The organism is Planomonospora sp. ID67723 (assembly GCF_015711605.1).
Classification (GTDB): domain Bacteria; phylum Actinomycetota; class Actinomycetes; order Streptosporangiales; family Streptosporangiaceae; genus Planomonospora_A.
The window spans coordinates 293,542-307,454 of sequence record NZ_JABTEZ010000002.1; the positions used below are offsets into that span (position 1 = coordinate 293,542).

At 72.2% G+C, this 13,913-nt stretch carries 13 protein-coding genes; 1 reads left to right on the forward strand and 12 read right to left on the reverse strand.

All coding sequences use genetic code 11. The annotated features are described in order from the left end of the window. Positions 1–2 precede the first annotated feature (2 nt). The 12 genes from HS041_RS14010 to HS041_RS14065 all read right to left on the reverse strand — a co-directional run bounded on the left by HS041_RS14010 (position 3) and on the right by HS041_RS14065 (position 12,284). Entirely contained in the window at positions 3–1,154 is a 1,152-nt protein-coding gene (locus tag HS041_RS14010; RefSeq protein ID WP_196441123.1) for a zinc metalloprotease, read from the reverse strand. A gap of 305 nt (positions 1,155–1,459) precedes the next feature. Further along, positions 1,460–1,831, reverse strand: coding sequence for a PepSY domain-containing protein (locus HS041_RS14015; protein ID WP_196441124.1), 372 nt, complete (start codon positions 1,829–1,831; stop codon positions 1,460–1,462). Positions 1,832–1,942: 111 nt separating this feature from the next. After that, positions 1,943–3,046: a CU044_5270 family protein gene (locus tag HS041_RS14020; RefSeq protein WP_196441125.1), complete on the reverse strand. Its 1,104-nt coding sequence runs from the start codon at positions 3,044–3,046 to the stop codon at positions 1,943–1,945. Then, a complete protein-coding gene (locus tag HS041_RS14025) occupies positions 3,043–3,633 on the reverse strand; it encodes an RNA polymerase sigma factor (protein ID WP_307845288.1) in 591 nt (196 codons plus the stop codon). The genes HS041_RS14020 and HS041_RS14025 overlap by 4 nt, the downstream gene beginning before the upstream one ends. Before the next feature lie 96 nt (positions 3,634–3,729). Continuing rightward, complete coding sequence (locus HS041_RS14030; protein ID WP_196441126.1) at positions 3,730–4,212, reverse strand: hypothetical protein; 483 nt, start codon at positions 4,210–4,212, stop codon at positions 3,730–3,732. Positions 4,213–4,278: 66 nt separating this feature from the next. Then, positions 4,279–6,456, reverse strand: coding sequence for a hypothetical protein (locus HS041_RS14035; RefSeq protein WP_196441127.1), 2,178 nt, complete (start codon positions 6,454–6,456; stop codon positions 4,279–4,281). A gap of 190 nt (positions 6,457–6,646) precedes the next feature. Further along, positions 6,647–7,192 carry a DUF1638 domain-containing protein gene (locus tag HS041_RS14040; protein WP_196441128.1) on the reverse strand — a complete coding sequence of 182 codons (546 nt, stop codon included), beginning with the start codon at positions 7,190–7,192 and terminating at the stop codon, positions 6,647–6,649. A gap of 49 nt (positions 7,193–7,241) precedes the next feature. Then, complete coding sequence (locus HS041_RS14045) at positions 7,242–9,083, reverse strand: ASKHA domain-containing protein (protein ID WP_196441129.1); 1,842 nt, start codon at positions 9,081–9,083, stop codon at positions 7,242–7,244. Continuing rightward, positions 9,080–9,931: a dihydropteroate synthase gene (locus HS041_RS14050; RefSeq protein ID WP_196441130.1), complete on the reverse strand. Its 852-nt coding sequence runs from the start codon at positions 9,929–9,931 to the stop codon at positions 9,080–9,082. Before HS041_RS14050 ends, HS041_RS14045 begins: the two co-directional genes overlap by 4 nt. A gap of 10 nt (positions 9,932–9,941) precedes the next feature. Continuing rightward, the gene (locus tag HS041_RS14055) at positions 9,942–10,853 is read right to left on the reverse strand and encodes a methylenetetrahydrofolate reductase (protein WP_196441131.1); all 912 of its coding nucleotides are present in this window, start codon (positions 10,851–10,853) and stop codon (positions 9,942–9,944) included. A gap of 16 nt (positions 10,854–10,869) precedes the next feature. Further along, positions 10,870–11,541 (reverse strand): corrinoid protein, encoded by a 672-nt coding sequence (locus tag HS041_RS14060; protein WP_196441132.1) that lies wholly within the window; start codon positions 11,539–11,541, stop codon positions 10,870–10,872. Further along, entirely contained in the window at positions 11,538–12,284 is a 747-nt protein-coding gene (locus tag HS041_RS14065; RefSeq protein ID WP_196441133.1) for an IclR family transcriptional regulator, read from the reverse strand. Before HS041_RS14065 ends, HS041_RS14060 begins: the two co-directional genes overlap by 4 nt. A gap of 182 nt (positions 12,285–12,466) precedes the next feature. Here HS041_RS14065 and HS041_RS14070 point away from each other — a divergent pair, with 182 nt between their 5' ends. Next, a complete protein-coding gene (locus HS041_RS14070; RefSeq protein WP_196441134.1) occupies positions 12,467–13,897 on the forward strand; it encodes a trimethylamine methyltransferase family protein in 1,431 nt (476 codons plus the stop codon). Positions 13,898–13,913: the final 16 nt, after the last annotated feature.

Here is a 13,913-nt window from a genome sequence, read left to right on the forward strand (position 1 = left end):
CCCTACCGCCGGACTCCCCCTCGCGCCTCCCGTCCGCGCGGCCGCCCGGCGACCGTGTCGAGTACGGCGCGGATGTCGTTCAGGACCTCCACGGTCAGCCGCTCGCTGTCGTGCAGGAGCCGCTCCACGTCACCGTCGGAGACGAACTTCTCCGCGGCCTCCGCGCCGGCGGCGCTCCCCACGGTGGCCTCCTGCGCGAGCGCGGGCATGGCCGCCGCGGCCAGGAAGGAGGCGCGCGGTCCCTCCAGGCAGGCGTTCATCCGCGCGAGCTGGCCCTTCGTGAACATGAACATGCCCGCGTCGTCGGTGTAGTCCATGTAATTCACGAACATGTCGCCATTCGGCCCGTTGTTGCAGGTGATACGGGGAAATCTCGGCATTCCCGTGTTCGCGTCGGCCTGGTTCGGCGTGTCGACGACCTTGTCGTCGCTGGTGCACGCTCCGTCGTCGTCGCCCCAGACGTGGAAGAGGTTGAGCCAGTGGCCGATCTCGTGGGTCGCGGTGCGGCCGCCGTTGAAGGGGTTGCCGGGGAAGTCGGCCGTCCCGGTGGTGCCGAAGGCGGAGTGGAGGATGACGACGCCGTCGAGGTGCGGGGGCTGGCCGGGGAAGGCCGCGTAGCCCAGGAGGCCGCCCGTCAGCTGGCAGACCCACATGTTGAGGTACTGGTCGCTCGGCCACGGGTCGGAGCCGCCCGTCGCGCTCGACTTGACGCCGTGGCGATGGTCGAACCCGGTCCGGTCGGTCACCACCCGGACGATCCCGTCCGTCGGATCCCCGTTGGGATCCTGGGTCGCGAGGCGGAACTCGATCCTGGTGTCCGCCACCAGCGGCTTCCACACGTCGGGCACTTTGTCCACGTCGGGGTTGGCGGCCCGGAAGTCCTGGTTGAGGACGGTGAACTGGCTGCGGATCTGCTCCTCGCTGATGTCCTGCTCCGGGTGGTTCCGGTTGGACACCACGTGGACGACGACCGGGATGGTGATCACACCGCGGCGTGCGGAGGTGCGCCGTCCGAGTTCGTACTGGAGCGCCCGATTCTCGATCACCGAGCGCTGGGCGCGGTACGTCATGCTCGCGTTGAGCAGCTCGCGGTGCACGAGCATCGTGCCGCACAGATCACGGGTCGGAGGTTGCGGAGGAACGGGTTCGGCCATGGTGGGATCCCCCCGGAGTCGGCCTGGGGTTGCCTGCGGCACCCAAGAAGGAGACAGGGCGCAAAAGGCTTGCGGCCCTCATTTCAATTCGGGTCGTACCGTCCCTTTGGTCACTCGAACCGCATAAAAAGCATGAATCTCCCCGTTTTGCCCAGCTCTTGGGTGTGGTCCACCCCGGAACGGGGTCGCGTTTCCGGCCGGGCCGGAACCGACGGGAGCGGGGTCACGCCCGAGACCGTCTGAGACCGGGACCGGGGTGTGGTGCGCGCCCGATGGCCACCGGCCCACCGGACGCGCGACCGGGGTCACCAGATGTAGTTGATCTTCAATCTGACGACCCTTCCGGTCTTGGTGGAGATGTACAGGTCGTATCTCCACACCCCCTTCTCCATCTGGACCCACCAGGTCCACAGGCCCTGCTCCCACACGCGCTCCACCTTCACGACCACGGCTCCGGGAGCGCTGCGCTCGGCGATCGCGACGGCCTCATCCGAGGTGATCTCGCCGGCCGCCGCGGGCGGGGCCGGAGTGGGCGTGACCGAAGCGGGTGCGACCGGGGCGGGTGCGACCGGGGCGCCGGCGGTGGTGCCGGCGGTGGTGCCGGCCAGGGCGACGCCGCCCCCGGCGAGCAGGAGGGCTGCGGCTCCGGCTCCGGCGAGGGCGGTTCTGAAGATCACGCTGATCTCTCTCATGGAACAGGCGTTCCCGGGCGGCGGTGGGACTCCGTCATGCCCCCGCTAAAAACAGCGTCATGTTCCCGCCGCCCGGGCAAGGCTTCCCCTTTCCCGTCAGCCGCAGCCGGAGGCCCCGTCGTCGTCCACCGCGGGGGCCTCGTCGGCCACGGTGACCGACAACTGCGCGGTGGAGGCGACCAGGCTCCCCTCGGGTGACTTGGCCAGCTTCTCGTCCACCACGATCCCGCGCTCGCCGAGCAGCTCGTAGGTCGCCGGGTCGAAGACGAGGTCCTCGCGGATCCCGCCCGCGTCCACCCGGCCCACCCCGATGCCCCGGCGGCCCGCGGCGTCTTCGGCGTCCCGCACCGCGTCGACCCCCGGGATGGTCGCGGCGGCCTGGAACAGCGCGGCCCGCTGCGCGGCGGGCAGGTAGTTCTCCCGCAGCATGTCGCCGACCCGGGTCCAGGCGGCCTCGTCTTCGGAGTTGCCGCCCCGGTCGCCCTCGTAGAGATGGGCGCGCATGCCCTCGGCGTCGGCCGGCAGTCTCTTCAGCGCCGCGTAGTCGGTGCGGAGGAAGTCGGGGGGCGGCTCGCAGGCCGGCAGCCGGAGCATCTCGACGGTGCCCGCCTCCCGGTGGGCCTCCTCCGGGATGGGCCAGCCGGGGTAGGCCCTCGGCTCCAGGTGCTCGATCCTCAGCGAGCCGTCCCTGCTGCCGTCGGCGGACTGCCAGATCGTCCGCTTCGTCCGGTAGAGGTGGCGGGCCTCCGGGACGGTCTCCCCCGTTTCGGCGTTGGTGGCGTTCCCGCTGAACGCGCCGTACATGGTCTCCGACTCGACCTTGACGAACTGGTCGTCGCGGGGCTCCAGGTCGGTCCCGGTCCGGGTGGCCGCGCTGGCGGCCCTGTCGAGCACCTCGCTCGCCGAGACGGGTGCGATCTGGGGAAGCGCCACGACGACCTCCTCGACCGGCCCGCGATCCGGGCCGGGCCCGGCCGCCGGCGCGATCCCGGTCGCCAGCGCGGTCGCCGTCGCGCCGACCGCCACCGCCAGCGCCCCGGCCAGCAGCGTCATCCGCGGTCCGCGCAGAAAGGACCGCGCGGGCGTGCGCGAGACGGCCGCCGCGACCAGCCCCCGCCGGGCCGCGGCCTTCGCCTGCGGGTCGTACGGCGGCGCGTCCGGCCGGACGGCCGCCACCAGCTGGATCTCGTCCTCGTTCATGCGTGCGACTCCAGGGAACGGCGGATCTTGGTTCGGGTCCGGGAGAGCCGGGAGCGCACGGTCCCGATCGGGATGCCGAGCGCCTCGGCGGCCTCCTCGTAGGTCAGCTCGGCCCAGGCGACCAGGAGCAGCAGGTCCCGTTCGGCGGAGCTCAGTCTCGCCAGCGCGGCGGCGAGGGCGGGCCGGAGCGCGTCCGCGGTCACCCGCTCCGCGCTGCGCTCCTCGAAACCGGCCGCCCGCTCCGGGGCCTGCCGGGCCAGGGCCTTGAGCCTGCGCGTCTCGGCCCTGCGGTGGCCGGAGATCAGGTTCGAGGCGATGCCGTACAGCCAGGGCCTGGCGTCGTGCCTGGCCAGGTCGTAGCGGGTGCGCTTGCGGAACGCCACGAGGAACGTCTCGGCCGTCACGTCGTCGGCCGTGGTGACGTCGTCGAGCCGCCGTGCGGCGTACCGGTGGATCTCGTCGGCGTGCCGGTCGAACAGCCCGGCGAACCTGTCGGGGTCCGCCAGCGACTCCTCGATCAGCGCCGCGTCGTCGGTGGGCGGAGGCGGGGCGGGCGCCGTCGCCCGATGGGGGAGCGACAGGTTCACCACCCGTTTCGTCCAGTCATGAGAGGGTCCTTGTCTGCGGGCGCGTCCGCGCCCACACCCTCTACTCCGTCACCGGACGGTATACGGTTCCGTGCTTCAACCGACTTTCACGAGCAGGGGCGGCGAGGTGATCCGGAGGCGGGGGGCCCGGCGGACGAGGTCCAGGACCTCGGGGACGTCGGTCTGGCCGAAGCGGCCGAGCCACTGCTCGGGGGCGGGGCTCTCGGTGTCCAGGGTCAGCGTGTAGGCGTAGGAGCCGGGTGTGCCGGGCGCGAAGGTCTCGAAGACGGCCAGGGTCCGGATCGCGCAGGGGTCGAACGCCTCGCCGGGCGCCAGCCGTACGAAGTCGGAGACCCGCAGGGGGCCGACCAGGGGGTCCTCCGGGACCGGCGGGGCGGCGACGACCCGGCCCCCGAAGGAGACCGACGGCAGGTAGCGGGGGTAGCGACTGCCGTCCTCCGAGCCGTCGAGGACGCCGGTGATCAGCAGCTCGGCGGCGGCCACGAGGGAGACGGAGACGGGGACCGGCTTCCCGGCGGGGTACGGCCCGCCGGGAGCGGTCAGTTCTATCCGGAGCACGGTGTCCTTCTTCTCGGTTTCCCGGTGAGCATGCCAACAGCGACGGACATGTCACCTTTTCTCAGGTCACCGCTTCTTCGGAGCGGGCCGTTCCCCCGCCTCGGTGACGAGCGTCGCCTTGGCGCGCTCGGCCTGCCGCCGGATCTGGTCGAGCACGGCCGGGCGCAGGTGCTTGGCCTCGAAGGTGTGGACCATCTTGTCGATCGTGCCGGTGGCCTGCTCCAGGTCGCCCTGCTTGGCCTGGGCGCGGGCCAGGCGGCGCATCACCATGTTGAGCGTGATGTTGTCCACGCCCGCGCCCCTCGCCGAGGCGTCGGCCACCATGGTGAGCTGCTGGATGCTCTCCTTGGTGTCGGGCTGGCGGATCTTCAGCTCCTTGTCGGCGGTGAGGTCCTTGAACTCCCGCTCGGCGTTGATGCCCTGGGCCATGCGGGCGTAGACGGCCAGGGGGTGCTCGCCGTACCGCTCGATGACCTCGCTCAGCGCGTCGTTTCCCGAGGACAGGCAGGGGGAGTCGGAGCCGAGCAGGGACAGGAGCTTGCCCGACTCCTCGCCCAGCATCAGCTCGGCGACCTGCTGGTCGTCCTGCGTGACGGGATAGCGGACCCTGATCAGGCAGACCGGGGAGACGACCCTGGAGCCGTCGGAGGCCAGGTACTGGGCCCGGACGCGGTACTCGCCGGGCTGCTGGAAGTAGTGCCCGTCGCTGCCGTGGCCGATGTAGGCGCTGCGGTAGATCGCCGGGTTCTCCCCGTCCAGCCGGATCATGGTCGTCTCGTCCACGCAGTGGCGCAGCATCGGCCGGTAGAGCACGGTCCGGCCGGACGGCTGGGTGATCGCGATGTGCGTGAAGTCGGTGTCGGGATGCAGGTGGCCGTGGGTGCTGCGGCCGCGCAGGTCGGTGGTGCAGAGCTTGAGCTCCACGACCACCGGCTCGCCGAACGCGAAGGCCTCCTTGGTGGCGCGCAGGTGCAGGGCGAGGCCCGACCGGTCCTCGACCGGCTCGTCGAAGAGCTCGGGGGCGATCTCCGCGGCGCCCGCCCCGAAGGGGTTCGCACCCATGATCACGTCGCGGTAGTGGCCGTGGCGGAGGTGGATCAGCTCGCTGTCGGTGAACTGGAACGGGAACGCCGCCCAGTAGGCCGCCTCGCCTCCGGCTCCGGAGAGCGGGCGGTAGTTCTGGACGTAGTTCATCCAGCTCAGGTCCGCCAGGCCGCCGTTGGGGCCCAGCGGCTGCGGCGGGACGGCCAGGTGCTTCTGCCAGGAGTGCAGCAGGTTGAAGGCGTGGCCGATCTCGTGCACGTAGGTGCGCAGCTGGGCGCGCAGGGCCTGCGGATTCTCGCCCTTGATCGCGTTGTAGAAGACCGCAGCGCCCTGGCGCTGGCAGGTGTCGCCGTAGTCGAACATGATCCCGCGGTAGCCGCCGGTGTGCGCGCTGGCGACCAGCATCCAGACCTTCCACTGGGGCACGTTGTCGTGCGCGCTGAAGTGCCGCACCATCGCGTTGTGCAGCTCGGCGTCGTCCCAGAGCAGGTCGGTCCCGGCGCTCTCGGTGGTGATGACGTCGGACAGGCCGGACATCTGGAGCTCGATTCCGGCCTCGGCGTAGGCGCGGGCGACGGTGAGCTCGCGGATCTGGCTGTCCGGGGGCTGGGGCAGCGCGGCGGTGTCGTAGGAGACGAACGGCACGGTCCCGGTCACCGAGTCCTGCTCCAGGACCACGCTGCGGAAGTACGGCGAGACGAACGAGCAGGTGTAGGCGGCGCCGGGCTCGCCCGAGGCGGCGGAGAACCGCACGGTCGCGTCGGCCTGGGACTGCAGGACGGTCCTGCGCGGGATGCTCACCCGCACGAGCGGGGCGCCGGCGGTGAAGGTGAAGGTCCCCGTCCCCTCGATCACGATCTCCTCGGCCGTGACGGTGACCGTCGGCAGGTGCACGATGAGGGAGCCGAAGTAGGAGGTCGTGTTCCCGCTGGTGGAGAAGAAGTCGGCGCTGACGCGGTGCTGCGGGCGGGTGCCGTCGACGTCCACGCGGAGTTCGAGCTGGCAGTCCTGGCCCGTGCTGCGGTATCTGCCGCGCGTCAGCTGCCACTGGGCCTCCTGCCGGAGGCCTCCCGTCTCCGGGTGCTGCTCACGGACCCTCCCGTCGGGCTGGACGGCCTCCTCGCGCAGGTGGTGTTCGAGGACGACCGTGCCGGACGGGGACGCCGATGTCCCCAGGGTGGGGTCGGATGGAGCGGACATGTGATCTCTCCCGTCGCTTTCGTCGCGTTTCGGGCATGGCGGTGCCGTCGAGGATCGCCGGCCCCCCGGACACCCGATGGTGTGCCGCCGTGATGCGGCCGCACACTCGCGGCAGAGGTATATCCGGACACTTCTCCTCCGCCCCCCGCCTGTCAATGGGCCGCCGGGAATGTGGCCGCGGAGGCAGGCGTCACGAACCTGGTTCCAGCAGCTCCCTCAGTCCCAGCTCCAGGTTCTCATCCCCGGTCTCGCGGACCACGAGGGGCAGACCCAGGAGCTCCGCCGCCCGTACGGCCAGCGCGCGCAGCTCCGGCGTCGGGAGCTGGGCCAGCCAGACGGCGCGGCGATAGTGGGCGAAGTAGGCGTCGCGCAGGCCGGGGTAGCGGTCCAGCCCGAGCTCGGCGACGACGGAGCGGTGGAAGGTGCGGACCAGGTAGTCGGTGAGGAAGTACGTTCCCGGCTCCTCCTCGGCCAGCTTCCGCGCGTCCGGACCGGCGAAGACGTCGTAGCAGTGCTCACCGCGCAGCCGCGCCAGGCCGTGCCGCTCGCACACCGCGTCCAGCGCCCCGTAGGTCCCGCAGTCGGCGTAGGCCACCGCCAGCCGCCGGTGCCTTCCCCGCGCCGCCTCGACCACCGCCTCGACCTCGGCGGCGATCAGGGCCGGCCGGTTGTGCAGCAACGGCGCGAGCGGGTACACCTCGACCGCCCAGCCGCGCCGCGCCGCGATCTGCCTCACGTGTCCCGCCAGCGCCCCGCACGCGATCACCCCCGCCTCGGGGGGAGAGTCAGAAGGAGAGGAGGTCGACGAAGCGGTCGTTGAAGTCGGGGCGGTCGGAGAGCTCGACATAGTGGATCTCCTTCAGGAGGGCGAGGGCCCCGGCGCGCTCCTGGACCGAGAGCAGGGCGAGCTTGGCGCCCTCACCGGCGACGTTGCCCGCGCTGACGATCCGGGGCAGCGCCAGCGCCGGCACCAGGCCGATGCGGACCGCCGAGGCGGGGGAGAGGTAGGAGCCGAAGGAGCCGGCCAGCAGGACCTGCTGGATCTCGTCCTCCCCGACCCCGTACTCCTGCAGCAGCAGCCGCCACCCCGTCGCGATCGCGGCCTTGGCGAACTGCAGCTCGCGCACGTCCCGCTGGGACAGGTACACCTCCCCGGCCAGGGTGAAGACCCGCTCCCGGCCGACCGTGGCCAGCCGGTCGGCCAGCTCCGGCGCCAGCCGTACGGCCTCCGCGTCCGGGACGAACCGGCCCGAGCGGTCGAGCAGGCCGACTCGCAGCAGCTCCGACACGGCGTCCACCAGCCCCGACCCGCACAGCCCCACCGGCTCGGCGTCGCCGATCACGCCCAGCTCCACCGAGGGGGTGAGCCGTACCGTCTCGATCGCTCCCGCCGAGGCGCGCATGCCGCAGCGGATCTGGGCGCCCTCGAAGGCCGGACCGGCCGGGGCGGCCGTGGCCAGCAGCCGGTCGGCGTCCCCCAGCACGATCTCGCAGTTGGTGCCCACGTCGATGAACAGCCGCAGCCGCCGGTCCCGGTCCATGCCGGTCGCCAGCGCCCCGGCCACGACGTCGCCGCCGACGTACGCGCCCAGCGCGGGCAGCACCACGGCCCGCGCCCGGGGATGCAGCCGCAGGCCCAGGTCCGAGGCGAGCAACACGGGCAGCGCGCGGGCCGCCATCACGAACGGCGCCACGCCCAGCGGCTCGGGATCGACGCCGAGGACGAGGTGCACCATGGTCGCGTTCCCGGCCAGCGCCACCTCGTAGACGTGCTCGGGGGAGACCTCCCCCTCCTTGCACACCTCCAGGGCGAGCTGGTCCAGCGTCTCGCGCGCCGCGTCCCGCAACCGGTCCAGCGCGGCGGGGTCCAGCATGGTCGCGCTGATCCGGGAGATCACGTCGGCGCCGTACGGCTGCTGCAGGTTGAGCATCGAGCGCACCGCCACCGGAGTCCCGGCCGACAGGTCCAGCAGCGTCGCCACGACCGTCGTCGTGCCCAGGTCGAAGGCGAGGCCGTAGCGCGACCCGCTGGTGTCCCCGGGCTCCACGTCGATCAGCGCGTCGTCCACGACCACCGCGGTGACCTTGAAGTCCGCCGCCCGCATCACCCTTCCCACGGCTCGTACGGCGTGCAGGTCCGGGGTGAGTTCCAGGTCGTCCAGGGCCGCCAGCAGCCGTTCCAGGTCCGGGACCTGGTCGGAGAGCGAGGGCTCGGCCAGCTCGACGTAGCGCTTCTGCACGGCGGGACGCAGGATGACCTGCCGGCCCACCCCCACGGTCGCCGCCTTCGGCCGGGTGGAGAGCGCGGGCACCTCCACCTCCAGGTCGGAGACGGCCGGGGCCAGGCAGGCCAGCCGCCACCCGTCGCGCAGCTGCTCGGGGGTGAACGCGCGGGGGTCCAGGCGGGAGACCGGGACCGCGCCCGCGGGACCGCCCGTGCCGGTCACCCTGACCTTGCACTTGCGGCAGGTGCCGTGCCCGCCGCAGGTCGAGTCGACGGCCACGCCGTTCCAGCTCGCCGCCTCGAACACGCTCACCCCGGGCGGCACGCTCACCTCCTTGGGCGGCCTGCCCTCGGCCAGCAGGCGCAGCCGTACCCGCCCGGCGCCGGGACCCTCTCCGGTCACGTCCGCCTGGCCCGGTAGGCGGCGATCCAGGCAGCGCCCCACGGGTCGTTGCCGAGCAGCAGGTCGGCGGCGCGGGCGGCGGTGACGCACTCGGGGGCGAGGGCGTTCATGATGGCGCTGGTCAGCCCGGCGGCGGCGGCCATCGGCAGGAAGGCGGCGCTCAGCGCGTGCCGGTCGGGCAGGCCGAAGGAGACGTTGGAGGCGCCCAGGCACATGTTGAGCCCGTAGGCTTCGCGGATCGCCCGGATGGTCTCCAGGGTCGTGTTCACCGCGTCGGTGTCGGCGCCGACGGTCATCGCGAGCGGGTCGATGACGATGTCCTCGACCGGGATGCCGTACTCCTCGACGGCCACCCGGACGATCTTCCCGGTGATCTCCAGCCGCTGCTCGGCGGTCTCCGGGATGCCGGTCTCGTCGTTGGCCAGCGCGACCACCGCCGCGCCGTGCCGCTTGACCAGCGGCAGGATCTCGGCGAGCCGGTCGTCCTCGCCGGTCACGGAGTTGACCAGGGCCTTGCCCTGGTAGACCGCCAGCCCCGCGGACAGGGCCTCGACCACCGAGGAGTCGATGCACAGCGGCAGGTCGGTGTGCTCCTGGACGAGCTTGATCACGGCCGCGAGCAGCTCGGCCTCGTCGGTGAGCGGCACGCCCGCGTTCACGTCGAGCACGTGCGCCCCGGCCGCGACCTGCCGCTCCACGTCGACGACCACCTGGGACAGGTCGCCCGCGCGCAGCGCCTCGGCGAACTTCGCGCGTCCGGTCGGGTTGATGCGCTCCCCGATGACGCAGAACGGCCGGTCGTGGCCGATGACCACTTCCCTGGTGCGGGATCTCAGGACGGTGTGCACGGCGTGCCTCCTAGGCGGGGACGGCGGGAGGGCGGCGGGAGATGCGCAGGTCGGACAGGAGGCGGGGGACGGCGTCGCCGCCGCGGAAGTCGACCAGGTGCAGGCCGCGCACCCCGGGCAGGCCGAGCGCGTGCCTGGCCTGTTCGAGGGCGAGGTCGTAGGCGGCGGCGGAGGGGTCGGCGGCCCGCTCCACCCGGTCGATCGTCTCCGCGGGGACCGAGACGCCGGGCAGCTTCCCGTCCATGAACCGCAGCCCGCGGACCCCCTCGACCAGGCAGATCGTCGGCAGGAACGCCGCACGGGCGGTCAGCCCGGCCCGCGCCACGCCCGCCATGAACGCCGCCAGCCGGTCCTGGTGGTAGCAGATCTGCAACTGCAGGAACCGGGCCCCGGCCTGGACCTTCTGCACCGCGCGCTCCACCGGGCGGGAGTGCGGCAGGAAGCCCGGGCTCTCCACGGCGCCGACCAGCAGCTCCGGAGCCGGATCGAGCCTGCGGCCGGACAGGTAGCGGCCCTCGGCGAGCGAGGCGGCGGCCCTGACCAGCCGCGGCCCGTCGAGGTCGAACACGGGGCGGGCCTCGGGCTCGTCTCCGGCCGTGACGTCGTCGCCCGTCATGCAGCAGACGGCCCGGACGCCGTGCAGCGCGGCGCCCACGATGTCGGCCTGCAGGGCCAGCCGGTTCTTGTCCCGGCAGACCACCTGCATGATCGGGTCCAGGCCGAGCCGCCGGACGGCCACCGCGACCGCGACGTTGCTGGCGTGCGCGTGGGCGGCGGTGTTGTCGGTGACGTTGACCGCGTCGGCCCAGCCGCGCAGCCGGTCCGCGTGCCGTACCAGCGCGGACATGTCGGCGTCCACCACGGGGAACTCGGCCGTGACGACCGGGGTGCCCGAGGCCAGCAGTCCGGCGAGCCCGGACATCACAGGCCCGCCCGGCTCACGAGGAGGTCCCGGCCATGGCACGGCGCTCGGCCAGGAGCTCCTTGGCGCGGCGGACGGCGGTGGAGGCGTCGGCGGCGTAGCCGTCCGCGCCGACCGCGTCGGCGTACTCCTGCGTGACCGGGGCCCCGCCGACCATGACGATCACCTGGTCGCGCAGCCCCGCCTTCTCCAGCGCGTTGATGTTCGCCTTGAACATCGGCATCGTCGTGGTGAGGAAGGCCGAGAAGCCGACGATGTCGGGCCGGTGCTCGCGGATCGCCGCGACGAACTTCTCCGGCGCCACCTGCACGCCCAGGTCGATCACCTGGAACCCGGCGCCCTCCAGCATGATGTTCACCAGGTTCTTGCCGATGTCGTGCACGTCGCCCTTGACCGTGCCCATCAGGAACGTGCCCAGCGACGTCGCGCCGGTCTGGGCCAGCAGCGGGCGCAGCACCTCCATCGCGCCGGCCATCGCCCGCCCGGCGATCAGCATCTCCGGCACGAAGAAGTCACCGCGCTCGAACCGGGCGCCCACCTCCTCCAGGGAGGGGATCAGCGCGTCGAACAGCATCGTCTCGGGCGCCATGCCCGAGGCCAGGCCCCGGCCGGTCAGGTCGAGGACGGCCGGGGCGTCTCCCACGAGCGTCCGGTCGTAGAGGCCCTGCAGGATCTCTTGCTCGGTCAACGGGGGGCTCCTAACACTTGGGAGAGGGTGGCGGCCTCGGCGGTCAGAAGCCCGCCGATCTCGGTGACGCGCTCCGGGACGAGGCGGACCGACGGCCCGGAGACCGACAGGGCCGCGATGACGGCGCCGTCCCCGCCCCGAACGGCGGCCGCGACGGCGATCAGGCCGGGTTCCAGCTCCTCGCGGGCCACGCCGTAACCGCGCCGCCGGATCTCCGTGAGCTCCCGGTCGAGGTCCCGGCGGTCGGTGACGGTCCGGGGGGTGCGGCGCTCCAGCGGCCCGCGGGGCAGCTCGGCCGCGCCGTGGGCGAGGAAGACCTTGCCCAGGGCCGAGCAGTGCAGCGGCACGCGCAGTCCGACCCAGTTCATCGCACCGAGCAGGTAGCTGCTGTCGACCTGGGCGATCTGCTCGACCGCGCCGCCGCTGAGTACGGCCAGGTTGACGGTCTCACCGGTCTTCTCCCCGATCCGCTCCAGGTACGGCTGGGCGGTGGCGACCAGGTCGGCGCTGCCGGACCGGCTGGCGTAGCGGGCGAGCACCGGCCCCGGCCGGAACGCGCCGTTGTGGTCGCGCCGGAGAAGGCCGTGCCGCTCCAGGGCCGACAGCAGGCGGGAGGTGGTGCTCTTAGGCAGCCCGGACTCGGTGAGCAGCGTGGTGAACGGCTGCGGCTCGCCCGCCTCCACGACGCGGACGAGCAGTTGCGCCGCCCGGTCGACGGCCTGGGTCCCGGATGAGGTCTTCATGGCACTCTCCTGCTCGTTGCGGCGCCTCGCGTCGTGGTCCGGCGCCGGCGATCGGCCCCGCCCTCGTCACGCCCGGTTCAACGGCGCCCCCTTCGCGGAGTTCCATATTATGGAACCTTGGTTCCACTTCTTGAGCGTAAAATCGCCTCAGATCCGGGTCAAGAGGGTCAGAAGGAGTGGCTGTGTTCCTGAACCAGATGCCCCGCTACGAGATCCTGTCCGCCGACGCGATGGCCACCCTCGACCGCGGCTGGCGCCGCATCGTCTCCGAGATCGGAGTCGAGTTCATGTCCCCCCGGGCGCTGGAGCTGCTGCGCAGGGCCGGGATGAAGGTCGAGGACAACAACGTCTTCTTCGACCCGGAGTTCATTCTCGAACAGGTCGCGAAGGCACCGCGGGAGTTCGACGTCCAGGCCCGCAACCCCGCCAACAGCGTGCACATCGGCGGCGACCACATGGCCTTCGGCGCGGTGTACGGCTCGCCGTTCGTGCGCGAGGGCGGGGTCCGCCGGGAGGCGACGCTCGGCGACTTCCACCGCTTCTGCAAGCTCTCGCAGGTCTTCGGCGAGATGGACTCCGCCGGGGGCGTGGTCTGCGAGCCCGGCGACGCGCCGCTCGACTCGCGCCATCTCGACATGGTCTACGCGCTCCAGACGCTGACCGACAAGATCTACATGGGCAACGTGGTCTCCGGCCCGAACGCCGCCGACACCATCGCGATGACCCGCATCCTGCTCGGCGACATCGAGACGACTCCGGCCACCATCTCCCTGATCAACTGCAACTCGCCGCTGCGCTGGGACGACCGCATGCTGGACGCCCAGTTCGAGTACTCCGCGGCGAACCAGCCGGTCGTCCTCACCCCGTTCCTGCTGATGGGCGCCATGTCGCCGGTCTCGGTGCCGGCCACGCTGGTCCAGCAGATCGCCGAGGCGCTCACCGGGATCGCCCTGTCCCAGCTCATCCGCCCCGGCTGCCCGGTGATCTTCGGCTCGTTCCTGTCGAACATCGACATGCAGTCCGGCTCGCCCTGCTTCGGCACCCCCGAGTCGGCCGCCGGGCTGCTGTGCACCGGTCAGATCGCCCGCCACTTCGGCCTGCCCTGGCGCTCGGGCGGGGCCCTGACCTCCTCGCAGACCGCCGATGCCCAGGCCGGCTACGAGGCGCTGATGACGATGCTGCCCACCTTCCTGGCGGGCGCCAACTGGGTCATGCACGCCGCGGGCTGGCTGGAGGGCGGTCTGGTCAGCGGCTTCGAGAAGTTCATCGTGGACGTCGAGATCCTGCGCATGCTCCAGCACGAGTTCACCCCGATGGAGATCACCGAGGAGTCCCTGGCGTTCGACGCCCACGCCGAGGTCGGTCACGGCGGCCACTTCCTGGGCGCGGCGCACACCATGGAGCGCTTCCGGACCTGCTTCTACCGGCCGCTGCTGTCGTCGTCGGACAACTACGAGCGCTGGGTACGGCGTGGCGCCCACGATGCCGCGGCGCGGGCCGGGGAGATCTACCGGGCGAAGCTGGAGGAGTACGAGCAGCCCCCGCTCGACGACGCGGTCCGCGAGGAGCTCCAGGACTACGTCACCCGCCGCCGTCGCGAGCTCGGCGACTAGGGCCTCGTCGCGAGCT